This is a genomic window from Hominimerdicola aceti, assembly GCF_025567495.1.
GTDB classification, from domain to species: Bacteria; Bacillota; Clostridia; order Oscillospirales; family Ruminococcaceae; genus Hominimerdicola; species Hominimerdicola aceti.
The window spans coordinates 258,395-283,550 of sequence record NZ_JAOQJZ010000002.1; the positions used below are offsets into that span (position 1 = coordinate 258,395).

22 protein-coding genes and 1 tRNA gene are annotated in these 25,156 nt (G+C 43.7%); 3 read left to right on the top strand and 20 right to left on the bottom strand.

Translation table 11 applies throughout. The annotated features are described in order from the left end of the window. Positions 1-52 precede the first annotated feature (52 nt). The 17 genes from rpsO to murD form a co-directional block, all read right to left on the bottom strand. Positions 53-319, bottom strand: coding sequence for a 30S ribosomal protein S15 (rpsO, locus tag OCV57_RS03395; RefSeq protein ID WP_022286742.1), 267 nt, complete (start codon positions 317-319; stop codon positions 53-55). 171 nt (positions 320-490) lie between these two features. Next, positions 491-1,345, bottom strand: coding sequence for a bifunctional methylenetetrahydrofolate dehydrogenase/methenyltetrahydrofolate cyclohydrolase FolD (folD, locus tag OCV57_RS03400; protein WP_046439758.1), 855 nt, complete (start codon positions 1,343-1,345; stop codon positions 491-493). Then, positions 1,346-2,596 carry a prolipoprotein diacylglyceryl transferase gene (gene lgt, locus OCV57_RS03405; RefSeq protein WP_195388494.1) on the bottom strand — a complete coding sequence of 417 codons (1,251 nt, stop codon included), beginning with the start codon at positions 2,594-2,596 and terminating at the stop codon, positions 1,346-1,348. Positions 2,597-2,637: 41 nt separating this feature from the next. Beyond that, positions 2,638-3,912, bottom strand: a complete 1,275-nt coding sequence (gene yfmH / locus OCV57_RS03410; RefSeq protein WP_022286739.1) for an EF-P 5-aminopentanol modification-associated protein YfmH — start codon at positions 3,910-3,912, stop codon at positions 2,638-2,640. Further along, positions 3,905-5,191 (bottom strand): EF-P 5-aminopentanol modification-associated protein YfmF, encoded by a 1,287-nt coding sequence (yfmF, locus tag OCV57_RS03415; RefSeq protein ID WP_267300442.1) that lies wholly within the window; start codon positions 5,189-5,191, stop codon positions 3,905-3,907. Before yfmF ends, yfmH begins: the two co-directional genes overlap by 8 nt. A gap of 118 nt (positions 5,192-5,309) precedes the next feature. Beyond that, positions 5,310-5,477 carry a hypothetical protein gene (locus OCV57_RS03420; protein WP_022286737.1) on the bottom strand — a complete coding sequence of 56 codons (168 nt, stop codon included), beginning with the start codon at positions 5,475-5,477 and terminating at the stop codon, positions 5,310-5,312. Positions 5,478-5,479: 2 nt separating this feature from the next. Continuing rightward, positions 5,480-8,950, bottom strand: coding sequence for a DNA polymerase III subunit alpha (locus OCV57_RS03425; protein WP_267300443.1), 3,471 nt, complete (start codon positions 8,948-8,950; stop codon positions 5,480-5,482). A gap of 2 nt (positions 8,951-8,952) precedes the next feature. Then, the gene (gene whiA, locus OCV57_RS03430; RefSeq protein WP_242989164.1) at positions 8,953-9,894 is read right to left on the bottom strand and encodes a DNA-binding protein WhiA; all 942 of its coding nucleotides are present in this window, start codon (positions 9,892-9,894) and stop codon (positions 8,953-8,955) included. A 13-nt stretch (positions 9,895-9,907) separates the two neighbouring features. Next, a complete protein-coding gene (rapZ, locus tag OCV57_RS03435; protein WP_038671699.1) occupies positions 9,908-10,765 on the bottom strand; it encodes an RNase adapter RapZ in 858 nt (285 codons plus the stop codon). A 60-nt stretch (positions 10,766-10,825) separates the two neighbouring features. Next, a complete protein-coding gene (murB, locus tag OCV57_RS03440) occupies positions 10,826-11,740 on the bottom strand; it encodes a UDP-N-acetylmuramate dehydrogenase (protein WP_267300444.1) in 915 nt (304 codons plus the stop codon). Between the two features lie 45 nt (positions 11,741-11,785). Next, positions 11,786-12,508 (bottom strand): phosphatase, encoded by a 723-nt coding sequence (locus OCV57_RS03445; protein ID WP_267300445.1) that lies wholly within the window; start codon positions 12,506-12,508, stop codon positions 11,786-11,788. Between the two features lie 38 nt (positions 12,509-12,546). Beyond that, positions 12,547-13,506, bottom strand: a complete 960-nt coding sequence (hprK, locus tag OCV57_RS03450; protein ID WP_022286731.1) for an HPr(Ser) kinase/phosphatase — start codon at positions 13,504-13,506, stop codon at positions 12,547-12,549. Positions 13,507-13,533: 27 nt separating this feature from the next. After that, entirely contained in the window at positions 13,534-14,805 is a 1,272-nt protein-coding gene (locus OCV57_RS03455; protein WP_267300446.1) for a methionine gamma-lyase family protein, read from the bottom strand. Then, positions 14,798-15,574 (bottom strand): hypothetical protein, encoded by a 777-nt coding sequence (locus OCV57_RS03460; protein WP_117863987.1) that lies wholly within the window; start codon positions 15,572-15,574, stop codon positions 14,798-14,800. The genes OCV57_RS03455 and OCV57_RS03460 overlap by 8 nt, the downstream gene beginning before the upstream one ends. Next, on the bottom strand, positions 15,571-16,590 hold the full coding sequence (locus OCV57_RS03465; protein ID WP_267300447.1) for a M42 family metallopeptidase: 1,020 nt from the start codon (positions 16,588-16,590) through the stop codon (positions 15,571-15,573). The genes OCV57_RS03460 and OCV57_RS03465 overlap by 4 nt, the downstream gene beginning before the upstream one ends. Before the next feature lie 6 nt (positions 16,591-16,596). Then, positions 16,597-17,613 carry a zinc-binding metallopeptidase family protein gene (locus OCV57_RS03470; protein WP_267300448.1) on the bottom strand — a complete coding sequence of 339 codons (1,017 nt, stop codon included), beginning with the start codon at positions 17,611-17,613 and terminating at the stop codon, positions 16,597-16,599. 26 nt (positions 17,614-17,639) lie between these two features. Continuing rightward, a complete protein-coding gene (gene murD, locus OCV57_RS03475) occupies positions 17,640-19,031 on the bottom strand; it encodes a UDP-N-acetylmuramoyl-L-alanine--D-glutamate ligase (protein ID WP_267300449.1) in 1,392 nt (463 codons plus the stop codon). 335 nt (positions 19,032-19,366) lie between these two features. Here murD and OCV57_RS03480 point away from each other — a divergent pair, with 335 nt between their 5' ends. From OCV57_RS03480 to eno, 3 genes are all read left to right on the top strand, one after another. Then, on the top strand, positions 19,367-20,512 hold the full coding sequence (locus tag OCV57_RS03480) for a ribose-phosphate pyrophosphokinase (RefSeq protein WP_267300450.1): 1,146 nt from the start codon (positions 19,367-19,369) through the stop codon (positions 20,510-20,512). Between the two features lie 71 nt (positions 20,513-20,583). Then, positions 20,584-21,291: an IspD/TarI family cytidylyltransferase gene (locus OCV57_RS03485; protein WP_267300451.1), complete on the top strand. Its 708-nt coding sequence runs from the start codon at positions 20,584-20,586 to the stop codon at positions 21,289-21,291. Positions 21,292-21,703: 412 nt separating this feature from the next. Beyond that, a complete protein-coding gene (gene eno, locus OCV57_RS03490) occupies positions 21,704-22,999 on the top strand; it encodes a phosphopyruvate hydratase (protein WP_267300452.1) in 1,296 nt (431 codons plus the stop codon). A gap of 208 nt (positions 23,000-23,207) precedes the next feature. Here eno and OCV57_RS03495 read toward each other — a convergent pair. The 3 genes from OCV57_RS03495 to OCV57_RS03505 form a co-directional block, all read right to left on the bottom strand. Further along, positions 23,208-23,283, bottom strand: a tRNA-Lys gene (locus OCV57_RS03495). Between the two features lie 184 nt (positions 23,284-23,467). Next, complete coding sequence (locus OCV57_RS03500; protein WP_022286722.1) at positions 23,468-23,839, bottom strand: zinc-ribbon domain-containing protein; 372 nt, start codon at positions 23,837-23,839, stop codon at positions 23,468-23,470. Between the two features lie 98 nt (positions 23,840-23,937). Then, the gene (locus OCV57_RS03505; protein WP_267300453.1) at positions 23,938-25,044 is read right to left on the bottom strand and encodes an SGNH/GDSL hydrolase family protein; all 1,107 of its coding nucleotides are present in this window, start codon (positions 25,042-25,044) and stop codon (positions 23,938-23,940) included. Positions 25,045-25,156: the final 112 nt, after the last annotated feature.

Here is a 25,156-nt window from a genome sequence, read left to right on the forward strand (position 1 = left end):
ACACCAAAAGGCAGTGGCAATAAATGCCTCTGCCTTGATGTCAGTTACATGATTACTTACGGATACCCAGCTTTTCGATAGTAGCTCTATATCTTTCGATATCCTTCTTCTTGAGGTAGTTGAGAAGATTTCTTCTCTTACCGATCATCTTGAACAGACCACTTCTTGAGTGATTGTCCTTCTTGTGTGTCTTAAGATGTTCTGTAAGGTCGCTGATTCTCTTTGTAAGGATAGCGATCTGTACCTCAGGTGAACCTGTGTCTGTTTCGTGAGTTCTGTTAGCTTCGATAACAGCTGTCTTTTCGTCTTTTCTAAGCATTTTTTGTACCTCTTTCGTTAAAATATTTCCGATGTAAAAGAATATGGCAGGTAACTTTCCCACTTACGGGCGTGACCCATATTCTGTTGCATGGATATGTTGCAGTAAGCAACTCATATATTATACATTATTTCAGACAAATTGTAAATAGTCTTAACAGAAATTTTACAACTATTCTATACCGTGATGAGCCTTGCCTGCTGTGAGTGTGTTTCTCATAAGCATCGCAATGGTCATAGGGCCAACTCCGCCTGGAACAGGTGTGATAAATGAAGCCTTATCCTTGCAGTCCTCGAAATCAACGTCACCGCAAAGCTTGCCGTTTTCATCACGATCCATACCAACGTCGATAACTACTGCGCCCTCCTTGATATATTCAGCGGTTATCATCTTTGGTCTGCCAACAGCAGCAACTAGGATATCTGCTCTCTGACAAACTTCTTTAAGATCTTTTGTCTTTGAATGGCAGATAGTAACAGTGCCGTTATTGTGCAGCAACAGCATAGCCTGAGGCTTGCCTACGATATTGCTTCTGCCAACCACTACACACTCCTTGCCTGCAATGTCAGTACCTGTTGACTTGATAAGCTCCATAACGCCGGCAGGTGTGCATGGCAGAAAACTGTAATCGCCTATCATTATTTTGCCCACATTTACAGGGTGGAAAGCGTCAACGTCTTTGTCAGGTCTGATGTTATTTATTATCACTTTATCGTCAAGGTGCTTTGGCAGTGGGAGCTGAACGAGTATTCCGTCCACTCTGTCGTCATCATTGAGCTTTTTGACAAGGTCGAGAAGCTCTTCTTCTGTTGTTTCCGCAGGGAGAGCATACTTGAATGAATTAAAGCCCACAGTTTCGCAAGCCTTTTCCTTGTTTCTTACATAGACCTGTGAAGCAGGGTCATCACCGACGATGACCACTGCAAGACCTATCTCTATGCCCTGCTCTTTAAGCTTCTCTGTTTCAAGTCTTATTTCTTCCTTGACCTTGGCTGATACTGCCTTGCCGTCAATTATCTGTCCCATTTATTCTTCCTCCGTATCCTTTTCATCTGTATCTTTTACTTCGCTGTCCTCGTCGTTATCGTCACCAAGGATAGACTTATACTCTGTCTCGGCTTTGGTGTGTGACTCCTTGTCCTTTTCCTCGGCTTCTTTAAGCTTGTCTTTTTGAGCCTGCTTGCCGAATTTTTCGTCATATTCTTTTTGAAGCTCAATAAAGCTCTCACCCTTATCCTTGGCTTCCTTTATCTTATGTTTAAGCTCTTTCTTTTCCTGCTGCATATCATTATAGCTGTTATACTGCTCAAGCTGTGCCTTTGAAAGCTCAGTGTCAACGAACAGTTTGTAATCGCTGTTTCTCTTTGTGATACCTCTGAACACGATTATAAGTACAAGTGAAGCAAGAACACAAGTGCCTGCAACAAGCTGTGATACTCTTATGTTTCCAAGATAGAGCGAATCTGTTCTCAGGCCCTCGATGAAAAATCTTCCCAGACCGTACCAGCCTGTGTACATAAGGAATACTTCGCCGTCAAACTTGCGGTGTTTAAGATAGAAATGCAGGATTATAAATCCAATAAGACACCAAATAGATTCATAAAGGAAGCATGGGTGGATAGGGTCAAGAGCCGACACTTTGCCGCCAAGCTCGTCATAATGGTTTGAGATATATTCCATTGTGGTGTTGCTTATCATGCCCCAAGGAAGCTTGGTATTTGCACCGAAGGCCTCCTGATTGAAGAAGTTGCCCCAACGTCCGATACACTGACCGATAAGAAAACATGGTGCGACCACATCAAGAAGCGCAGTAAGCTTCAGCTTTCTTACTTTTGCTATAATTCCGCCCACGATTATCGCACCGATAAGTCCGCCGTAGATAGCAAGACCTCCGTCACGAATATCGAAAAACTCTGAGAATTTCATGCCCTCTGTATTAAAGATGATATAATAAAATCTTGCGCCAAAGATAGCTCCAATAAGTCCGCCGATAACGGAATCTGTCGCTCTATCAGGGTCGATGCCTACGGTCTTCATTCTTCTGAAGCCGTATATCATCGCAAGAAGAATACCGATGGTTATTAAAAAACCATACCAATATATTTTGAAATTCGTACCTGGCACTGTAAAAAGCACTCTGTCGATATCAATACCCTCTTTGAAGATATTGTCACCCTTTCCGAAATTGGGGAAATAAACTCTGTTCGGAAACTCTCTGAGTTTTTCCCTTATTGCGTCATTTGCCGAAGAGTCGGCAAGAAACTGCAATGCTGTCATAAATTTATCATTCCTTTCACTGAGTCTGTGGCTCAAAATACCTATTTATTATCTACCACGGAGATAGACGACTTTTCAGGGTCGAACATTTCTCTTACGGCGTTTTCGCAATCCTCCACAGTCATTTCTGCAAGAACCTGTGCTTCATAGAAAGCGTCGGAGTTTTCAAAATAGCTTTCTGCAAGATAATCTGCTGCTCTTTCAGGATTATTCATTCCTCTTACTATTTCGCCGTACATAGAACGCTTTATCATATCAAACTGCGACTTGTCAAAGCCCTCTGTCTTTACACGTTCTATCTCCGCTAGATAACGGCGATAAAGCTCTTCGGGGTCATGGGATTCACCTGATATTATTGGAGAGAATACTCCGCCGCTTGTGAAAACTTCCACGCCGAACTGCGAATTTATCAGTCCGTCGTCAAAAAGCTGCTTATAAAGTGGCGAAGACGAGCCTATAAGCAGATGAAGCGCAACTGACGCTGTTCCAGCCTTTTTGAAAAGTTCTCTGCCCTCATAAGGCTTGCACTTGAAGCCGATATTGAAAAGTGGCAGACCCACAGGGAAGCTCTGAAATATCTTTTTCTGCGCTACATTCTCAGGCTCATCAGGAAGCTTTGTTTCAAGCTCCATATTCTCGCATGGCTTCAACATTTTATCGCATATTTCCATGACCTTATCCTCGTCAACATTTCCTGCAATGGCAAGGACCATATTGTGAAGATTATAGAAAGTGTAGTAACACTTATAAAGAAGATCAGGGGTTATCTCAGCAATAGTATCAACAGTTCCTGCAATATCTATCTTTATAGGGTGGTTTACATACAGAGCTTTCAGCAGATTATAAAAACACTGTCTTTCAGGAGAATCTGCACACATTTTTATTTCCTGACCGATTATTCCCTGTTCCTTAGCCACAGATTGCTCTGTAAAATATGGCTTCTGAACAAAGTCAAGAAGTATTTCAAGAGAATCCTCCCAGTTTTCCGAGCAACTGAACGTATATGCCGTTTCATCAAAAGACGTGAAAGCGTTTGCGTTGGCACCAGTTTTTGCATATAAGTCAAAAACATCTGTGTCTTCGTTTTCAAAAAGCTTATGCTCAAGAAAATGGGCTATGCCCTCTGGCACAGTGATGAAATCTTTGCTGTCCTTGGTCTTAAAACAGTTGTAAATCGAGCCGTACTTTGTGGCAAATATGGCTTCTGTAGTTGTGAAGCCCTCCATTTTCCACACAAGCACGTCAAGTCCTGATGGGTGATGAAAAACGCTGTAGCTCTCGCCCAGTCGCTCGCTCTTTACGATCTCCTTATTCATCACAGTCCTCCTCTTCCTCGCCCCTGATCACGAAAACAGTATCAGGCTTAAAAGTCTTTGCACATCTTATTATGTCCTCACGAGTAAGCTTTGCTATCCGCTCATTTATCTCCTCAGGGGTGAAAGCTGTGTTTCGTGTGTTCTGTGCAGCATACCAACCCATGATATCATATATGCTGTCATAATTTGACTTAAAGCCTCCGCAAAGAGATTTCTTTGTGTTTTCAAGCTCCTCATCGGTGAAGTCGCCATTACATATGGCTTCGAGCTGTTCTTCGATAGATTTTTTTGCCTTTTCTATGTTACAGCTTTCAACGCCACTATCGATAAAAAGAGTGCCCTTTCTGTCGGCATATGCGGAAGAACAATAATAGCAAAGGCTGAGCTTCTCTCTCACATTTGCAAAAAGCTTTGAAAAAGGCGTTGCTCCGAGAAGCATACAGAAAAGCTTTGCGGTGTAGATATCCTCATAATCAGACTTGAATGCCATGACCATTTTGCTTTGGCTTACCTGCATTTTAAGCTCTCTATAAACAGGCTCCGCCTTTGCAGGTGAATTGTGTCTGTAGTCTATTTTCTCCACAGGCGAAACTCTTTCGAGGGCAGCCATTTCATCTCTTATAAGATTTTCAGCCGCAACAGTGTTTCCACCGCCTGATATGGTTATCTCTATCTTTGCACTTTCAAGAAGCTTTTTGTGTTGTCTTAACAAATCCTCCTGAGTTATGTTCTCAGCAAGCTCCACAGTTCCAATTGCAGACACAGCCGCAGGTTCGCCCTCAAATATGACCTTTTTCGCCTGCAAAAGTGCATAGCCACGCTTGTCATTGACAGTTGCAACAATAGCGTCGATAAGCTCCTGCTTTCTCAAAGTAAAATACTTCTCACAGAACTTTCCATCAACAAGGTGCGGTCTTATAAGACAATTGAGAAGCTGTCTTACAACCTGAACGGATATTACTTCGCCGTCTATAGTATAATCGTCGCCGATAAAGCTCGCAGACAGTCCCACAGACTGATAGTCGCCTATAGTGCCACAGTTAGTACCTATGCTCGAACCATACAGCCCGGTGAGTGTGGAAGTAAGCTTTGTTCGTGAAGGTATCTCTGCATTCGATGTCACAAGCACTGTTTGTAGCATTGCATTGACGCAGGCTGTTTTTTCGTTCAGCGGTGATATAAATGCTATCTTCACGCAGTTTGACTTGAATTTCTTGTCATATATTCTTGTAAGAGATATCCCTCTGCCGAGTTCTTCCCTACTATAAGATACAGCCATTTGATTACTCCTTCAAGCGTTTTCACGCTAAAATTTTTCGTGATAACACGATAATAATATAGTATATCACATTCCTGTGCAGATTTCCATACTTTTCACAAGAATTTCATAAATACACTTATTCTATTACCGTATAAATGAAATTTTCCCAGTGAAGCATTGTTCCCTCGTCTGTTTCGTCAGGCAAAAGCGCTCTTGCCATAAGAAGATCTTCGCCTGTGTCCACATTGAGAAGATGTGCATAATCGCCGTCAATTTTTGTTACCTTATATGTTCTTGGCTCCATTTTTATTCTCCTTTTCTATCCATAAATACCACGTTTTCAGCACCCAGTCTGTTTTCAAGTTCGACGAGCAGTTCAGGACACATTTTCACAGCATGAACAGACTTTATGCCTGTCATTTTGCGTATATCGCTGAAAAACACCGCAAACTTTGAACCAGTCTGTGCTCTGTATTTTTCGGCTATAGTTCTAACAGCCTTTATGCCCTCTGCATCTCTTGAAACAAGCCTTACGCAAATATCCCTTTGAAGCTGTAATGAGCAAAATCTATCGACAGGCTCGAGCATATCCGCAAGTATCTTAGGTTCTTCTTCCTCTTTGCATGATATCTTGCCTTTGATGTGTAGAAGCGCTCTGTCTTTTATAAGGCCTCCCATAGTTTGAAAAACTGACGGAAAAACCACTATCTCTAATGTTCCGAACTTGTCTTCAAGCTCCACAAAACACATCATATCGCCTTTTTTGGTCTTTAGCATTTTTCTGCCCCTGACCATTCCTGCATAGTCTACTTCCGCCCCATCAGCGAAACGTTTATCAGCCATTCCGCCATCGTCTGTACAGGCTTTTATGAGCTGTGCAGAGGTGACGCACCTTGTGGCTGAAATCACACACTCAAAGCGGTCTATAGGGTGGGCGGATATATACATACCAAGAGCTTCATGCTCAAATTCAAGAAGCTGCTGTTCGTCAAACTCGCCGCAGCGTTCTATCTTCTTTTCCATTGGCAAAGCAGCACCCATGCCAAACAAATCAAGTTGACCCTCAATCACACTTCCGTCTGACCGAGTTACGCTTTTCATTATGTCCTCACAAGCATTGAGATGTTCACGTCTAGTGTATCCAAAACCATCAAAAGCTCCACTCTTTATAAGTGCTTCCACTGTTCTCAGGTGGATATCTCTGCCCGAAACTCGTGTACAAAAGTCTTGAAGCGAACGGAACGCTCCACCTGATTTACGCTCAGAAACTATCCTGTCGATAGCCCCCTCACCAAGCGACTTAACCGCAAGAAGTGCAAAGCGTATTCCCTCAGGCTCTGCCACAAAACCGCTTTCGCTCTTATTTATATCCAGCGGCAAAATTTTAACGCCACTTTTGCCAACATCTGCGATATATCCGTAAAGCTTGTCTGTGCTGTCAAGAAGCGTGATAGTCATAAGTGCCGCCATGTATTCTTTATAGAAATGACATTTTAAATACGCTGTCTGATATGCGATAGTTGCATAAGCCGCCGCATGGGATTTGTTAAAGGCATAGCTTGCAAAAGAGGTCATTTCGTCAAATATCTCATTGGCAACATTAGCGGGCACACCGTTTGCCACTGCACCACAGCACTGCCCTTTCTCGCCGTAGATAAACGCTTTTCGCTCGTTTTCCAAAACAGCCGCTTTCTTTTTAGCCATTGCTCGCCTTACGATATCCGCTCTGCCGTATGAATATCCTGCGAGCGTGCGGAATATCTGCATTACCTGCTCCTGATAAACTATACAGCCGTATGTCACTTCAAGTATGCCTTTGAGCAATGGGTGCTTATACACTATCCTGTCAGGTTCATGGCGGTTTCGGATATATGTTGGTATCGAGTCCATAGGTCCTGGGCGGTAAAGAGAGATAACAGCGATAAGGTCCTCTAATCTTTCAGGGCGAAGCTTCATGACAGTCGCAGTCATTCCTGCACTTTCAAACTGGAAAACGCCCTCCGTTTTGCCCTGTGAAAGCATTTCATATACCTTCTTGTCATCAAGAGGTATCTTCTCCAAGTCAAAATCAGGGTGAGTTTCTATCACCTGCTTTCGGCAGTGGTCTATAATGGTAAGGTTGCGGAGTCCAAGAAAATCAATTTTAAGAAGTCCCAATCGTTCAAGCACTGTCATTGTATACTGTGTGGAAACTTGTCCGTCACGAGAATAGAGAGGAACGTAAAAGTCAACCGGCTCTTTTGTGATAACAACGCCTGCTGCGTGGGTAGATACATTTCGTGGCATACCCTCGACGCTCATGGCAATATCAAGAAGTTGTCGTATCTTCATATCAGTCTTATAAAGGGAACTAAGCTCAGGTATATTCTCTATGGAATATTTAAGTGGCTGACCTCTAGGTATCTTCTTTGCAAGCATATCTCCTGTCTGATAAGGCAGACCCATTGCTCTTGCCACATCTCTCACTGCCTGCTTTGCCGCAAGCGTGCCAAAAGTCGCAATCTGCGCCACATGGTCAGAACCGTATTTCTCCACAACGTAATCAATAACACGCTGTCTGCCTTCCATGCAGAAATCTATATCAAAGTCAGGCATGGAAACTCTTTCTGGATTAAGAAAACGTTCAAAAAGCAGGTCATATTTTAGCGGGTCTATACCCGTTATGCCTATGCAATAAGCACACAGACTTCCTGCACCTGAACCACGTCCGCAGCCAACAGGTATACCATGGGTCTTTGCATAATGCACGAAATCCCATACGATGAGATAATAGTCAGTATATCCCATTCTCGTTATAACGTCAAGCTCATAGTCAACACGTTTCAAAGCCTCTTTTGTAGGATTTTCATAACGTTTATAAAGCCCTTTCATGCACATATCGCGAAGAAACTTTTCGTTATCTGAAACACCGTCTATATGGAAATACGGAAGCTTTGTTTTGCCAAACTCAAAGCTTACATTACATCTGTCAGCTATCTTTACTGTATTCTCCAGCGACTCAGGCTGAGAGGGAAAAAGCTCTGCCATTTCTTCTGCTGACTTTACATAAAACTCGTTTGTCGGAAATTCAAGCCTGCTTGGGTCGTCTAGTGTCGTGCCTGTTGAGATACACATTAGCACACGTTGCGCATTAGCGTCTGAACGTCTGAGATAGTGTGCGTCATTAGTGCACACCATCGGTATTCCTGTTTCTCGTGAAAGCTTTATAAGCATAGGCAATATTCTCTGCTGGTCTGCAAACTTATGATTTTGAAGCTCTATAAAGTAATTATCCCTGCCAAATATATCACGATATTTAAGAGCAGTCTGCTTTGCAGCCTCATAATCGCCATTGGTAAGCTTTCTTGGTATCTCACCCGCAAGACAAGCCGACAAGCAGATAAGCCCCTTGTGGTATTTTTCAAGCAGCTCTATATCCACTCTAGGCTTGCTGTAAAAGCCCTCTGTATATGCCGCCGACACAAGCTTTATAAGATTTTGATAACCCTCGTTGTTTTCGCACAGAAGCACAAGGTGATATGGCGAGCTATCTATTTTCGCTAGCTTGTCAAATCGTGTTCTTGGTGCAACATACACCTCACAGCCTATTATAGGCTTTATGCCCTGAGCAAGACACTCGTTGTAAAACTCCACTGCTGCGAACATATTTCCATGGTCTGTGACCGCAACTGCTTTCTGTCCAAGCTCCTTTACACGCAAAACAAGCTCCTTGATACGGCAGGCGCCGTCAAGGAGCGAATATTCACTATGAAGATGTAGATGTACAAACTCAGGCATTTTTATTCCTCTTTCAGTGCAAGACCTTTTTCAACTCTTATCCTGTCAGCTATCTCTGCTATCTTCTGCAATCTATGGTTTGCCCCCGAACGTGAGATAGGAGGATCTATGGCTGCACCAAGATCTTTAAGATTGAAGTCAGGATTATTATATCTAAGCTCAGCTATCTCCTGCAAATTATCAGGAAGAGAATAAAGCCCCACTGTCTCGTCTATAAGCTCGATATCGCTTATCTGCTTTTCCGCTGCTTTCAGCGACTTCTCTATATTGGCATTATCGCAGTTCACCGCTCGGTTTATCTTGTTGCGCATATCTTTCATCATTTTTACGTTCATAAGTTCAAGCGAACACATAGGCGCACCCATAAGAGTAAGCATATCTATGATATTCTCAGACTCTTTTATGTAAACTATCTGTGCGTTCTTACGTTCAACGTGCTTTGGAGTGATATCGTAATTATCTATAAGCAGCATACCAAAATCATTGCAAAGCTCTATCGTTGGCATAACGAACTCCATATGATATTTTTTCTCAGGATTGTTCACCGAACCGCAGGCAAGAAATATACCAGCCACGAGCTGTGGATAAAACTTCTCTTTAGGCAGGTCAGCTTCTTCCAAACGCCTGCTCTTATCCATTCTGAAATAGTCAAGAAGTGTGAGCCTGTCCTCACGCTCAGGAATATCCAAAGCATAAAGCACAACGCCGTTTCGCTTTTTCTGCTCTGTGACTAACACTGCGTTTTCATTACCAGTTATCCTGCCAGTGTTCAACACGAAAAAGTCCGCTACCGCTTTGTTTTCAGTGAGAAAAGATATCTCATCATCTGACAGACAGTTACAATACGTGAGCATACCCATCATGCACACGTCAGCCTTTGGCTTTGAATTTATCTTGCTGATTATTTCTTCTTTTGCTCTATATGAAAAGGATACGTCCTCCAACTTTCAAACCGCCTTACTGATTATTTATATCTCTGTGTGTTATTCTTATCCTGTGACCTTGCTTTCTCAGATGCTCCGCAACTGCTTCTGCAAAGGTAACGCTCCTATGCTTTCCGCCCGTACAGCCGAACGCTATAACAAGCTGTGACTTGCCCTCTTTTTCGTAAAGAGGTATGAGATAGTCGATAAGATCTGTTAGCTTGCCTAGAAGCACTTTGGCTTCGTCAAAGCTCAAAACATAATCATAAACGTCTTTGTCAAGACCTGTTTTGTTCTTAAGCTCAGGTACATAAAACGGATTAGGCAGACACCTTACGTCAAATACAAGGTCGCCCTCGCTCATTGCACCGAACTTGAACCCGAACGACTGAACGTCAATATGCATAAACTCGTTGTTTCCAAGAAATATGGAATAAAGCCTTTCCTTAAATTGAGCTGTTGAGCTTCTGGACGTGTCTATATAAAAATCAGCCTGTGCTTTTATAGGTCTTAATATCTCACGCTCAGTTTCAATAGCTTTTCTTATGTTTCCATATGACACCTCGTCAAGAGGGTGCTTTCTTCTTGTTTCCTTGTATCTTCTCACGATAACGTCATCTGAGCTGTCAAGGAAAAGTATTTTAAGACTCACGCCCTCGCCCTGAAGCTGCTTTACTGTGTCTTGAAGCTTCAGAAAAAGGTCGCCGCCTCTTATATCAACAACAAACGCTACCTTGTCTATTTTTCCGTCAGACTGACTGCATATGTTTGCAAACTTTGGGATAAGCTCAGGCGGCATATTATCAACGCAGTAATATCCTATATCTTCAAGCACATTCACGGCACTTGATTTTCCCGATCCTGACATACCAGTAATTATCACAAACTGCATAACGTTCATTCCTTTCTTACAAAGCTGAAAAAAATCATCACTTATTGATCCCTATTTAAATTATTCCTTGTAAGGTATTATCTTTACCTCACATTCAAGAAGATAGCCTGTCTGCTCTTTGACAATGTGCTGAACGTGTCTTATCACCGACATAATATCCTCAGTTGTTGCACCACCCTTGTTCACCACAAAACCGCAGTGCTTTTCAGACACCTGTGCTCCTCCCACTGTGTATCCCCTCAGACCACAGTCCTCAATGAGCTTTCCTGCAAACTGTCCCTCAGGTCTTTTAAAAGTCGAGCCTGCACTTGGATATTCAAGTGGCTGTTTTGAACGGCGTCTGCCCATAAGCTCCACCATTTTGTCCTGTATATCGTCATACGCTCCTGCCTCAAGTCTGAACACTCCTGAGGTTATGACTTCACCGTTTTTCTGATAGCAGCTGCTGCGATAAGCAAGAGCCATTTTATTTGCCTCTGTAGTATGTACAGTACCGTCTGCCCTCACGGAGTTCGCAGAGGTTATAACGTTTTTTATCTCCCCGTCATAAGCACCTGCGTTCATATATATAGCACCGCCCACAGTTCCCGGTATGCCATAGGCAAACTCAAGTCCTGTGAGGTTATGCTCAAGAGCGAATCTGCACAGCTTTATAAGGCTGCACCCAGCCTCGGCGTATATGGTGTTTTCGTTCATCATTTTTATCTCGTCCACTGACTGACCCATGAGGAACACCACGCCCTCGTAGCCCTTATCGTCAAATAAAAGATTTGAGCCATTTCCAACAACAATATATCTTACGTTCCATTCGTGTGCGGCTCTAACAAGTTTTGCAAGGCTTTCCTCTGAGCTTATATCCACCATTGCAGTACACGTTCCGCCTGTGCGGAATGTGGTATGCTTTGAAAGCGGCTCGTTATAGATAACGTTACATTCAAGCTCTGAGGCAAGATCAAGCAGCTTTTGTGTATTCATATATATCTGTAAAACGCCCTTGTGAGGGCTTCTCCTTTCATCGTTTTAAATATCGAGGTTTGGTCTTTTCGCAAGAACATATTCCCTTATCTTTTCCCAATCACTGTTCATGATAAGCTTCTCAGGAAAATCAAGTTCCTCCGCTATCTTTGCCACTTTCGGTGTTTGACCGATAAGCTGACAGAAATGACAATCAGAGTCAAAGACCACAGGCACTTCATACTTTTTGCAAAGCTTCAAAAGCTCCACTACGTTTCTTCTGGGCGACCTTTTGCACGCAAATGAGCTTTCATTTATCTCCACAAGCTTGCCGTACTCCTTGAACGCCTTTACGCCCTTTTCATAATCGAACATAAAAGGTGCGGTGGTGCAGTGACCTATGACATCCACCTGAGGGTTCTGTGCAACTTTCAGCCAGCTTTTAGTGTGGTTCTCAGGTGTCGAGGGAGTATAGCAGGCACTGTGCATAGACGCCACCACCCATTCAAGTCCTGAAAGCAGCTTTTCGTCAGTATCAAGCTCGCCGTCATCGCTCACAACGTTAGCCTCTATTCCTCTGAGGACGGTTATCCCGTTTATCTTTCTCGGCAGTATGCCAAGGTTCACAAAGTGCCAGATATGAGGTGAATCAGGCATTTTCATGGCATGGTCTGTCATCGCTATGCCTTTCATTCCGTATTTTTCAGCCCACTGGCAGTTCTCTGTTATGGTGGAGTAAGCATGAGTTGAAGCTATAGTGTGCGTGTGCATATCTCCCTGTAAGTGCATTATGATCTATCTCCTATTAAAAAAGTATATGTATGTTTTTAGAAATTATCCCAGTTCTTGACCTTGTCTTTCTTGTCCATTTGCAGACCAAGATTCTGCAAAAGTTCAGCAGCAGCGTTATAACCCATTTTCTTCTGACGGTTGTTCATAGCCGCAACTTCAAGGATAACAGCTAGGTTTCTGCCCGGCTTTATAGGAATTGTAAGGCTAGGTATTTTTATTCCGAGGATAGTAGTATACTCGTTGTCTACTCCCATTCTGTCGTATATCTTTGTGCTGTCCCATGGTTCAAGCTCTACGATAAGGTCTATCTTCTCGCTGACCTTTACAGCACCCATACCGAACAGACGTCTTGTGTTGATGATACCGATACCTCTCAGTTCGAGGAAGTGACGGATATTATCAGGTGATGAGCCGACAAGCGTTCTGTTTGATGTCTTTCTGATCTCAACGGCATCGTCAGCCACAAGTCTATGACCTCTCTTTACAAGCTCGATAGCGGTCTCGCTCTTACCAACACCACTCTCGCCCACGATAAGGATTCCCTCGCCGTATACTTCGATAAGAACGCCGTGGCGTGTTATTCTTGGAGCAAGTTCAACGTTCAGGTAGCCGATAAGTGCGGCGATAAAAGCTGTTGTGCTGTCCTGCGTTCTTGCGATAGGCACGCCGTATTTCTTGGCTATTTCTACCATTTCAGGGTAAAGTTCATGACCTCTTGCCACGATAAAAAGCGGTATCTTAGTGGCGAAAAGTGCGTCTATCCTCTCATATCTTGTTTTCTCATCAAGTGAGGCAAGATAGGCAAACTCCATGTTTCCGCATATCTGAACACGCTCTGCGTTGAAATACTCATAAAATCCCATGAGCTGAAGTCCAGGTCTGTTGCAGTCGTTCTCGGTGACAACAAGGCTGCTGATGTTCTCAGGAGCGTAGATTATCTCCATATTGAGCTGTTTGATTATCTCCTCGACAGTAACGCTGAATATCTCTGCCATTGAATATCATTCCTTTCCAGTCAAATTTTATATTCTAAGTAAACCTTTGCTATACATCTCCTGTGCGGCAAGCATAACGCCTGCTTTGCCTGTTGGGTATGTGATACCGCCCTGAAGCCATGCGGCAAACGGCGGTCTTATAGGAGCGTCTGCTGAAAGCTCTATGGACGCACCCATTGTGAATGCTCCTGCCGCCATTATAACCTTGCTGTCATAGCCCGGCATATCCCATGCCTCAGGGGTAACATAGCTGTCAACCGGTGAGCCTTTCTGTATTCCCTGACAGAAAGCCACGAGGTTTTCCTCGTTTTCAAGAAGAATAGATGCGATTATATCCGTTCTTGTTTCTCCGCTCTCAGGAAGGGTCTTGTAGCCAAGTTTTTCAAAGAAACGGCAGGCGAAAACTGATGTTTTAAGGGCAGAAGCAACCACCTGTGGTGCTAAGAAAAAGCCAAGGAGCATTTCTCTGTTCTGGTTAAGTGAACAACCAACTTCCTTGCCCATGCCAACGCAGGTGAGCCTGTCTGCACATTTTTCCACAAGGTCTGCTCTGCCGCAGATATATCCGCCTGTAGAAGCAATTCCACCGCCCGGATTTTTGATAAGCGAGCCTATTATGATATCTGCACCAACGCTCAGTGGCTCTTTTCTTTCAACAAACTCACCGTAGCAGTTATCCACCATGACGATTATATCAGGATTAGCTTTCTTTGCTGTTTCTGCTATCTTTCCGATTATCTCCACTGTCAGTGATGGTCTGAGAGAATAGCCTCTTGAACGCTGGATATAGGCTATCTTTGCACCAACGGCTTTCTTTGCTATCTCGTCATAATCAGGGTACATCTCGTCAACAAGGTCTACCTGCTCATACTTTACACCGAAATCAATAAGTGAGCCGTTGCCCTTTTCACCTCTGATACCGATTATCTCCTCAAGGGTATCATATGGCTTTCCAGTGCAGGCAAGCATTGTGTCTCCGCTTCTAAGCACGCCGAAAAGCGCTGTTGACAGTGCATGAGTGCCGTTCACAAAAGTGTGTCTTACCAAAGCGTCTTCACCGCCAAGTGCCTGAGCGAACACCTTGTCTGTGGTATCTCTGCCCATGTCGCCGTATCCGTAACCTGTTGTGCCTTTAAGACAGCCCTCACTCACACGATTGTCGATAAAAGCTTTCAGCACTTTCTGTCCGTTATACTCGGCGTTGCTGTCTATTTTTTCAAACATCTCCCTGCACTCATTCTCTGCCTCGGAGGCAAGAGCCAAAAGCTTTGGGTCTATATCAAATATACATTCATTCATTTTCTATTCTCTCCAATACAAGATCTATTCCGCAGGCTTTAAAGCCTATCTCCTCATAATAGCTCACTCTATGGGGTCTTGCAAATAATCTAACCTGAAAGCCGTCCTGTGTGAGCTTTTCACCTATCCAATACAAAAGCTGTCTTGCATGGAACTTTCCACGCTCCTCAGGTATCGTTCCAACGTGTCCCACAAGTGCCACTCCATCTATGATATACTGTATAGTGGCAGTGGTGTAGTTTCCAAGCAGGAATGACTGTGAAAGTCCTCTCCTTACTCTGTGGGAAGTATCCGTAAGCCACAGTTCATAGGAATTTTTTATTGCAGGAAAGCATGGTGCAAGTATCCTGAAAACATCGTCAAGCTTAGGCAGCTCGTTCACGTCAAGGGGCGGAATATCGTTTTTCGCAACAAAGCTGAACTCCGTCCGTTTGTCACCCTTATACTCTGCCTTAGTGAGTTCTGCAAGCTTGTCTGAATACTCCGCCTCGAACTCCACTGCGGCAGGCTTATTCATAAGGATAAACCCTGCAAGCTCGCCCAATACCTTATCGTCAAATCTCTTATCCTTGAAAGTCGATATCATCATAGAGGCGTTGAATACTGATATGATACCAAGCTTTTCTCCGCTTTCCTCAACGGCATAGAAATGCAGAAAATCATACCCTGTGCCGTATGCCGCAAAGTGCGACTTTATACGCCTTGTATAATTGTTAGGTTTAAGACCGCTCAGCAGTTCTGAGCTGATCTCTTTGGTTTCATAGATCATTTGTTATAAGTCCTATCCAAGATCAATTTTGTAAGAACATAAGCGTTCTCAAAGTCCGCTTTATTTATCACGCAGCTAGGCGAATGGAGATATCTGCAAGGGAGTGACACTGCGGCAGTCTTTACGCCGCCACGGGAAACGTGTATCGCACCTGCGTCATTTCCTCCTGCCACCATTGTTTTGGTCTGGCACGGTATGCCGTTCTCTTCCGCCGCAGAAAATGCAAGCTCAAAAAGCTCACGGTCATACATTGTGTGTCTGTCCATATATGAAACAACAGGACCTTTTCCAAGCTCACATACCCTTTTCTCTCCAGAAGCCGATGGAATATCCGCCGCAGTTGTGGATTCAAGCACCACCGCATAATCAGGCGCAACAGTGAACGCCGCACAGGTCGAGCCACGCAAACCTATCTCCTCCTGCACCACGAAGGCGAAATATGTGTCATACTCCACGCCCTCTTCTATCATTCTGAGCATTATTGCACAGCCTGCTCTGTCGTCTATAGCCTTGCACTTCACGAAGCCCTCGCCGAACTCTACAAAATCGGAAACAAATCTCACACTGTCTCCAAGGCGCACAAGCTTTAAGGCTTCCTCACGGCTGTCAACACCTATATCTATGGTAAGCTTATCAAAAGGCACAGACTTTTTTCTCTCCTCGGCTGTGAGATTATGGATAGCCTTTCCGCCCACAACACCAAGGACGTTATTCCTGCCGACTTTGACACGTCTGCCGAAAACAACTCTTGGGTCAACACCGCCGACTGAGGACACTTTCAGCGTGCCGTCACTGTTCACATAGGTGACTATCATGCCAACCTCGTCCATATGAGCAGACACCATTATCTTATTCTTTGGGGCCTTTTTGCCCTTACAGAAAGCTATGACATTGCCAAGGTTATCCACCCTTATTTCAGCTTTATCACCTATTTTATCTATTATATACTCTCTTACCGCTCCCTCGTCGCCTGAAATGCCGTCAAGGAGGCAGAGGTCTTTCAGTTTATCCAACATAAATATCTACACTCTTTTCAGATATTCTGCAATAAGCAGAGCCGTATTATCAATATCGTTTATATCCACTATCTCCACAGGCGTGTGCATATGCTTTTCTGGAATGGATATGGTAACGGCTTTTGTTCCACTTCCGCTCACGCCGATAGCGTCAGCGTTCGTACCTGTTTTTCCGCTCATGACTTCAAGCTGATATGGTATGTCCTTTTCTTCTGCAAGGCTAATAAAGCCATCTGACATTTCTCGTGAAAGGGACGGAGCAATGCCTATCATCGCTCCCTTGCCCATTATGCCGCATTCTTCCTCGCTCTCATAGTGGGTCTTTGCAAAGGAAACGTCCACCACTATCGCATAGTCTGCACTGATATCAAAGGCGGCTGTTTTTGCACCACGCTCGCCAACTTCTTCCTGAGTTGAAAAGCACACTGCGATATTATAAGCTGTCTGCTGACCATTGAGAAGCTCCAAAGTCTTTAGTATAGCCGTACAGCCTGACCTGTCGTCAATTGCTTTAGATGTCACACGGCTGCCTGCCAGTTTTTCGGCTTTGTTTTCTATAAGCACTCTGTCACCAAGGGAAACATACTTTGCTGCATTTTCACGGCTCGTGAAACCTATATCTATGAAAACGCTGTCAAGGTCAGGTGCGACAGAGCTGTCTTTTTCAAGGTGAGGCGGAGTTGAAGTCACAACGCCTGTGAGCTTTTCTTTGCCGTAAACTGTCACCTGCTGAGCCAAAAGAAGCCTTGTATCAAGGCCACCGCAGCCTGATATTTTCAAAAAGCCGTCCTCTGTGATGTATGTGACTATCATGCCTATCTCGTCTATATGGGCGTCAAGAAGCATAACAGGCTTGCCGTCCTCCCAGCTTCCAACCTTGCAGATAACACTGCCAAGAGCGTTATCCAAAGTGACTTCGCCATACTCTTCAAGGAGCTTTGCCGCAGCCTCAGCCGCTGAGCCTTCCGCTCCCGATACACCTGCCGCAGAGCATAGCTGTGACAGTATCTCAAATGTATCCATAATACATATCCCTGCTTTTTATAAAATTAGAGTTCGTTCACAAGTCGCTTGAAATGTCTGCCTCTTGCCTCAAAGTTAGGATAGAGGTCAAAACTTGCACAGGCTGGTGAAAGTGTGACAATATCGCCCTTTTCAGCCATTTTCTGTGCTGTAAGGACTGCCTCTTCAAGGGTCTTTACTCTTACTATCTTAAGACCGCTTTCAGGATACAGCGGACTTTCTGTAACAGCCTTTTCTATCTTGTCTGCTGTTGCGCCAAGAAGAATGAGTATCTTCACGTTCTTGTTCACAGGCTCGGCAAGAGGCTCAAAAGGTATCTTCTTGTCATAGCCGCCTGCGATAACGATAAGTTTCTGATTGAACGAATTAAGTCCTGCGATAACTCTTGTAGGGCTTGTTGCGATAGAATCGTTATACCACTTAACACCGTCTATCTCTCTTACAAATTCAATTCTATGCTCAACGCCACCGAAGTTCTTTGCTACCTGAACTATGCTCTGGATAGATACCTCGCCCCATACTGCGGCAATAGCTGTGAGATAGTTCGCAACGTTGTGGATACCAGGTATCCTTATATCGTCCTTGTGCACTATCTCTGTAGTTCTGCCCTTTTCCGTGTAGCAAAGCATACCGTCGTCATTAAGATATGCGCCTGTCTGAACAGGGTGCTTTAGAGAGAATGTGACAAGCTTTCCTCTTACGAGGTCTGCAAGCTTTATAGTTTCCTCGTTATCTTCGTTGAGTACAGTTCTTGAGTATCCGTTCTGATGAGCGATAAGATTGGCCTTTGCACTGATATACTCCTCCATTGTTCCGTGAACGTTCAGGTGGTTTGGAGTGATGTTTGTGATTGCGGCAACGTTTGGCGACTGTCTCATTGAGATAAGCTGGAAGCTTGAAAGCTCAACTACTGCAACATCGCTGTCTGACATTGTTTCTACGATAGGCAGAAGAGCCTTGCCGATATTTCCGCCGATATGGACACGCTTGCCCTCGGCTTTGAGCATTTCGCTGATAAGGGTAGTAGTAGTAGTCTTTCCGTCTGAACCTGTTACGCCGTATATCTTGCATGGGCAGAGGTCAAAGAAAGTTTCCATTTCTGATGTAATGGCAACGCCTGCTTTTCTTGCCTTTGTAATAGTTTCATCATTATAGTACATACCAGGTGTTCTGAAAACTATATCGCAGTTGAAGATGATATCAAGATAATGCTCGCCCAATGAGAACTCACAGCCCTTTGCGGAAAGCTCCTCATAGATAAGCTCATCAAATTCGTCCTCTGTCTTTTTGTCGCAGACAACGCATCTTATGCCCTTTGAGAGAAAAAGCTTTATAAGCTCCAGATGACTTACGCCCGTACCTATGAATGCTACTCTCTTATCTTTTATTTCCATGAAATATCTTTGTGCTTTTGTCATATCATTAACTCCTTCAATAATTCTGTCAGTTGTGTGCAATATACTGCACACATACCTATTCTACTTTATTATATATCATTTTATCCAAAAACGCAAGGACTTTTTTATATATGCAAAAAAAGTTTACCTGTCGTGCAGTCAGCAAACGTTTACTTGATTTTTGTGTCTAAATGTGCCGCAGTAACAGTGTGTTTTTTGTGAAAAGTGAGAAAAATTTATTATTTGCAAAAAAGCTATTGTAAAATCGGGATTTATAAAGTATAATATATGTATATTGGTATGTTTCGTACTGACCTGAGGTCAGACAACAATTAGTATTGGAGGATATGATAATAATGGGTAATGCTGACAATGTATTGTTCGACAATGACTCAAGAGTTGCACCGCTTGGTCTTATTGCTATGGCAGGCGCTTCCGAGCTTGGCAAGAAGGTAGACGGTTATCTTACAAAATGGGCTAATGAAAACGAATTTGTTAAGGATACTTTCCTTGTTGAGGCTGTTTGTCCTAGATTTTCTTCCGGTGACGGCAAGGGCCTTATCAAGTCATCTATCAGAGGCGACGATCTTTTCATTCTCTGCGACGTAGGAAACTATAGCTGCACATACAACTATTTCGGCAGGGAAAACAGTATGTCACCTGACGATCATTATCAGGATCTTAAAAGAATAATCCAGGCTGCAGGCGGTAAGGCTCACAGAATAAACATCATCATGCCTTCCCTTTACGGCGGCAGACAGCACAGAAGAAACTACAGAGAATCTCTTGACTGTGCAGTTGCTCTTCAGGAGCTTCAGACTATGGGCGTTTCAAATATCCTTACTTTTGACGCTCACGATCCAAGAGTACAGAATGCTGTTCCACTCATGGGTCTTGACAACATAATCCCTTCCTATCAGGTTCTCAAGGCAATGTTTAAAAACCTTTCAGATTTCAGACCTGACAAGGATCACTTCATGATAATCTCCCCTGACGAGGGCGCTATCAACAGAAATATGTACTACGCTTCTGTTCTGGGCGTAAACCTTGGTATGTTCTATAAGAGAAGAGATTACTCAACTATCATCGACGGAAGAAACCCTATCGTCGCTCACGAGTATATGGGTAATGACGTTGCCGGCAAGGACGTTTTCATCGCTGACGATATCATCTCATCAGGCGAGTCGATGCTGGATATCGCTGTAGAGCTTAAAAAGCGTAAAGCTAACAAGATCTACTGCTATGCTACTTATCCAATTTTCACAAATGGTCTTGAAGCATTCAACAAGGCTTATGCTGACGGCATCATCGACGGCGTATTCGGCACAAACCTCACATACAGAACTCCTGAGCTGCTTTCAAGCCCATGGTTCTATGAAGTAGATTGCTCTAAGTACATTGCTTACTTCATTGCGTCACTCAATCATGACAAGTCAATTTCACAGGTCATCGACCCACACACAAAGATCGAAGCTCTGCTGAAGAAATACGGCATAAAGTAAATTCAATACACAACGATAAAGTTCGGGGCGGACGGCTGTCCCGAACTTTTTTTATATGAGGAGAAGATAAAATGATATTTGCAGGGATAGTTGCAGGAGGCTGTGGCTCTAGGGTAAAAAGTGCGGTTATACCAAAGCAGTTTATAGAGATAGGTGGAGTGCCTGTTATCGTTAGAACAGTGAGAGCGTTTCTTGCAGTGGCAGAGATAGATATGGTTTATGTGGGCATTAAACCTGACTGGCACGAATACACTAACGAGCTTTTTGAACGCTTTGAGATAGACAGCAGGCGTGTGAAAGTAATAGACGGCGGAGCTGACAGAAACGGCACTGTAATGAACATAGCTGAGGCAATAGTCGCTGAACATGGTGAGAATGAGGGGGACATAATACTCACCCATGACGCTGTAAGACCATTTGTGACGGAGAAGATAATAAAAGACAATATCGAGGCGATGAAGGAACATTCCGCCTGCGGAACTTATATGCCTGCGGCTGATACCATAATAAGATCTGACGGCGAAAAGGTCAGTGAAACGCTTAACAGAAGCGAGCTTTATCAGGCGCAAACTCCGCAAACTTTCAGACTTGGGGATCTGAGGAGGAATTATTATTCGCTTAGCAAGGAGCAAAATAAAAAGCTGACGGATACTTGTTCTGTGTTTACAGCTTGTAATGAGGATATATACCTTGTTGTCGGGGACGCAATGAATTTCAAGATAACCACAGATAGTGATCTAAGAATGGCGAATGCACTTGCAGAGTTAAATGAGAAATGAGAAATAAATCAAGGCGGTGTCGGAGAACGATCTCTGCACCGCTTTTTTCTATACCCTACCATGCTTTGTGCGGTTTTGAGCATAAATAAGATCACGTCCAAAACGAATATTCTCACAAAGCTTGTCAATAATAACAAACGAAAAGTTTCGCAAAGCTTATCTGTTGTTCAAAAAGTCAATAGCCATGCCTGCAGACAGTACACCTTTTGTGCATATCTATAAAATATGTTAGGTATGCCTAACTAAGATTGACATACGGCTTCACGCATGGTAAAATAAATGTGGTTAGTAATTACTAACCTCGTGAGAATAAATCATGCAGACTTCTCTATGATGACAAGAGCGAAATGTCATCAGCCCGAATGGTGGTGCGTTCGGGTAGTCTGCATAATATTAAAAAGGAGCTTATATTATGAACTATCTTGAGATCGTAAAAGTAATCGGACGTGAAATTCTGGATTCCAGAGGAAACCCAACTGTTGAAGCTGAGGTATATCTTGCAGACGGAACAGTAGGCAGAGGCACTGCACCAAGCGGTGCGTCAACAGGCGAGTTTGAGGCACTTGAGCTTCGTGACGGCGATAAGGGCAGATATGGCGGAAAGGGCGTAACAAAGGCAGTTGAGAACATCAACACTGCTATCAATGACGCAGTCTGCGGTCTTGACGCTTCTGACATCTATGCCGTTGACAGGGCTATGATAAAGGCTGACGGCACTAAGGATAAGTCAAAGCTTGGTGCTAACGCTATCCTCGCTGTTTCTATCGCTGCTGCAAGAGCGGCTTCTATCTCTCTTGATATCCCTCTCTACAGATTTCTCGGTGGCATTTCAGGAAACAGACTTCCTGTTCCTATGATGAACATTCTTAACGGTGGCGCTCATGCTGCAAACACTGTTGACGTTCAGGAATTTATGATAATGCCCGTTGGTGCTCCAAGCTTTAAGGAAGCTCTCCGCTGGTGCGCTGAGGTTTTCCACGCTCTGGCTGCCCTGCTTAAATCAAAGGGACTTGCTACTTCTGTAGGCGACGAGGGTGGCTTCGCTCCTGACCTTGCAAGCGACGAGGAAGCTATCCAGTATATACTCGAAGCTGTTAAGAACGCAGGTTATGAGCCTGGCAAGGACTTCATGATAGCAATGGACGCTGCTTCAAGCGAGTGGAAAGGCTCAAAGAAGGGCGAGTACGTTCTTCCAAAGGCTGGCACAAAGTTCACTTCTTCTGAGCTTATCGAACACTGGAAGAAACTCGTTGAAAAGTACCCTATCATCTCTATCGAGGACGCTCTCGACGAAGAAGATTGGGAGGGCTGGCAGCTTCTTACTAAGGAGCTTGGCGGCAAGGTGCAGCTCGTTGGCGACGACCTGTTCGTAACAAATACAGAAAGACTTGCAAAGGGCATCAGCCTTGGCTGCGGCAACTCTATCCTTATCAAGCTCAATCAGATAGGCTCAGTTTCCGAAACACTTGAGGCTATCAAAATGGCTCATAAGGCAGGCTACACTGCGATTTCTTCACACCGTTCAGGCGAAACAGCAGACACAACTATCGCTGACCTTGCAGTTGCTCTTAACACTTGCCAGATAAAAACAGGCGCACCAAGCAGAAGCGAACGTGTTGCAAAGTACAATCAGCTTCTCAGAATTGAGGAAGAACTTGGCGAAAGCGCAGTTTATCCACAAATGGGCGCATTTAACGTAACCAGATAGTTTTTTGTCATATAAGGATCAAGCTACAAGCTCGAAAAAAGCAGTCCACAGGGGCTGCTTTTTTTGTTGGATAAATGCAGTGTAGTGGCGTCTTGATGTCGCTCGCTCATCACCACTTGTTTGTCCATTTATCATCACATATAACAGACATAAAAAAATCACGCCCTAACAAAGTAAGGCGTGATTCAGACTAAGGATATTTCCCTAGTGGTGAGCTATCGGGGATTCGAACCCCGGACCCTTTGATTAAAAGTCAAATGCTCTGCCAACTGAGCTAATAACTCATATCGTCCTGCAACGACTTAATTATTATACCAATTTTCCGCCCATTTGTCAAGGGGTTTTCGAGAATTTTTTCACTTTTTCCAAACTGCACATATTTATTCCCCATTTGGCATACTTTTATGCGTTTTCTAACAAAAAAACGCCCCTGAAAATCAAGGGCGTTTTATCTGCAAAACTTTAAGATCAGTTTATCTTGTTGCCGCAGTTAGGGCAGAACTGATTTCCAGCCGGAACTTTACCTCCGCAAGTAGGGCAGAACTTTTCACCCTGTGGCGCGGCCTGAGCCTGTGGCTGTGCATATGTCTGCTGTGGAGCGTTCTGCTGTGGAACAGAACCTGCATACTTCTTGAAAAGTGCATAGATGCCGCAGATAACAAGAAGAACAAATGCTATCCAGAACAGTACATACATGAATGTGTAGAAACCGCCATACAGCTTGCTCATACCTGAAAGATAGCTTCCTGCTGCATATGTAACTGCAAGACCCAGAACAACACCTGCACCAGTAGTTACCGGCTTGAGGTACTTGTCAGCAATTTTGAAAAAATCGTTCATTAGAGAATGCCTCCTAATTTAATAATATATATTTATTATACAATCGTTATGTCATAAAGTCAATAGATTCGAGTAAAATTTTTCACTTATTTACGTTTCTATTTGTTTGCTGTAATGACAGAAATAAGCATAAAATTGCTATTTTCTTTACCCTCTGTGTCAATAACTATCTCAACAGTGTGTTCTCCCTTTGCTCCGCTGTATATCTCCTCAAGACAGCAAAGGTCTCCCCAATCCTCGTCAAAGTTGGCGTCAAGAAGAACTTTGTTCTGCCTGTCACCGTCTATGACAGCATATGCAACAGGCGCAGGCTTGTTGATAGTCTTTCTGTATTGCAGCATTATAATACTTCCACTCACGTTGAATTTAATACAACTTCCCTGCTTGTGAGCTATCCAACCACCCTTGAATGGATCGCTCCACTGCTCTGCCGCATGAGTATCAGGCTCAAAGCCCTCCATAACGGGCGAACAGCTATAGTTCTGAAAACGCTGTGCGTCCTCATATCTGCTTGCTGTAAATGGCTCAGGAAGTGAAGGCTTCTTCTCTGCGCCGAGCTTCTTATAGTATGAATATTCTATATCAAGCAGATTGCAGATAAGATCAGCTATCATCTTGTGACCTAGGTCTGTAGGGTGGAGCATATCCGCTGTGTAGTCTGCAAGACAAACGTTTCCAAGCTGTATCTCAGGGAAAATGTAGTTTCTTACACTGACGATAGGCAGGTCATAGTGCAGACCGATAGCGTTATGTATACCCTGTGCATTTGTGCCTGTATCGTAAAAAAGATTGTTTATAAGCACAACTGCCTTGACGCTCTCAGCTTTCAGCAGACGTCTTACAAGGCTCTCATATGTTTCCATAAATAGGGGCGAACTGCTGTCGTTTACCGAAAATTCAACGAAAACAAGGTCTGGCTGTTTGTCAAGGACGTGTTCCTGCACTCTTGCCACCCCAAACTGCGAGGTAGTTGCACCAATACCTGCGTTGAAGTAGCTTATCTCAGCGTCAGGAAAATTCGTCTGCCACCAGTTTGCACTGCGGTCAACATATCTTAACTCAGTTTTTGTAGCATTACAGCCCATTGTTATCGAGCCACCCAAATAAACAATGTTAAGCTTTTTTTCATTCTCTATCTTTTTGAATACCTGTGGAAGATAACCCATACTGCCGATATTCATGATAGATACGTTTTTGTCCGTCATATCCATTTCTCCTTTTATTTCTATAATGGTCTATTATAGTATTATAGCATTTTTCAAAACAAAAGTAAATCATAACGGGCAAAAATATTTTGCTTTAAGCTACAAAAAGCGG

Excerpts from the sequence above, each read along its gene's own strand:
- OCV57_RS03425 (WP_267300443.1), bottom strand. The coding sequence starts at position 8,950 with ATGCCTGAGTTTGTACATCTACATCTTCATAGTGAATATTCGCTCCTT.
- OCV57_RS03455 (WP_267300446.1), bottom strand. The coding sequence starts at position 14,805 with ATGAATGAATGTATATTTGATATAGACCCAAAGCTTTTGGCTCTTGCC.
- OCV57_RS03460 (WP_117863987.1), bottom strand. The coding sequence starts at position 15,574 with ATGATCTATGAAACCAAAGAGATCAGCTCAGAACTGCTGAGCGGTCTT.
- rapZ (WP_038671699.1), bottom strand. The coding sequence starts at position 10,765 with ATGCAGTTTGTGATAATTACTGGTATGTCAGGATCGGGAAAATCAAGT.
- yfmH (WP_022286739.1), bottom strand. The coding sequence starts at position 3,912 with ATGAATAAGGAGATCGTAAAGAGCGAGCGACTGGGCGAGAGCTACAGC.
- OCV57_RS03420 (WP_022286737.1), bottom strand. The coding sequence starts at position 5,477 with ATGGAGCCAAGAACATATAAGGTAACAAAAATTGACGGCGATTATGCA.
- OCV57_RS03505 (WP_267300453.1), bottom strand. The coding sequence starts at position 25,044 with ATGACGGACAAAAACGTATCTATCATGAATATCGGCAGTATGGGTTAT.
- OCV57_RS03480 (WP_267300450.1), top strand. The coding sequence starts at position 19,367 with ATGGGTAATGCTGACAATGTATTGTTCGACAATGACTCAAGAGTTGCA.
- OCV57_RS03445 (WP_267300445.1), bottom strand. The coding sequence starts at position 12,508 with ATGCACTTACAGGGAGATATGCACACGCACACTATAGCTTCAACTCAT.
- hprK (WP_022286731.1), bottom strand. The coding sequence starts at position 13,506 with ATGGCAGAGATATTCAGCGTTACTGTCGAGGAGATAATCAAACAGCTC.
- rpsO (WP_022286742.1), bottom strand. The coding sequence starts at position 319 with ATGCTTAGAAAAGACGAAAAGACAGCTGTTATCGAAGCTAACAGAACT.
- murD (WP_267300449.1), bottom strand. The coding sequence starts at position 19,031 with ATGACAAAAGCACAAAGATATTTCATGGAAATAAAAGATAAGAGAGTA.
- OCV57_RS03485 (WP_267300451.1), top strand. The coding sequence starts at position 20,584 with ATGATATTTGCAGGGATAGTTGCAGGAGGCTGTGGCTCTAGGGTAAAA.
- folD (WP_046439758.1), bottom strand. The coding sequence starts at position 1,345 with ATGGGACAGATAATTGACGGCAAGGCAGTATCAGCCAAGGTCAAGGAA.
- OCV57_RS03500 (WP_022286722.1), bottom strand. The coding sequence starts at position 23,839 with ATGAACGATTTTTTCAAAATTGCTGACAAGTACCTCAAGCCGGTAACT.
- eno (WP_267300452.1), top strand. The coding sequence starts at position 21,704 with ATGAACTATCTTGAGATCGTAAAAGTAATCGGACGTGAAATTCTGGAT.
- OCV57_RS03470 (WP_267300448.1), bottom strand. The coding sequence starts at position 17,613 with ATGGATACATTTGAGATACTGTCACAGCTATGCTCTGCGGCAGGTGTA.
- OCV57_RS03465 (WP_267300447.1), bottom strand. The coding sequence starts at position 16,590 with ATGTTGGATAAACTGAAAGACCTCTGCCTCCTTGACGGCATTTCAGGC.
- murB (WP_267300444.1), bottom strand. The coding sequence starts at position 11,740 with ATGAATACACAAAAGCTGCTTGATCTTGCCTCAGAGCTTGAATGTAAC.
- yfmF (WP_267300442.1), bottom strand. The coding sequence starts at position 5,191 with ATGGCTGTATCTTATAGTAGGGAAGAACTCGGCAGAGGGATATCTCTT.
- lgt (WP_195388494.1), bottom strand. The coding sequence starts at position 2,596 with ATGACAGCATTGCAGTTTCTTGCCGACTCTTCGGCAAATGACGCAATA.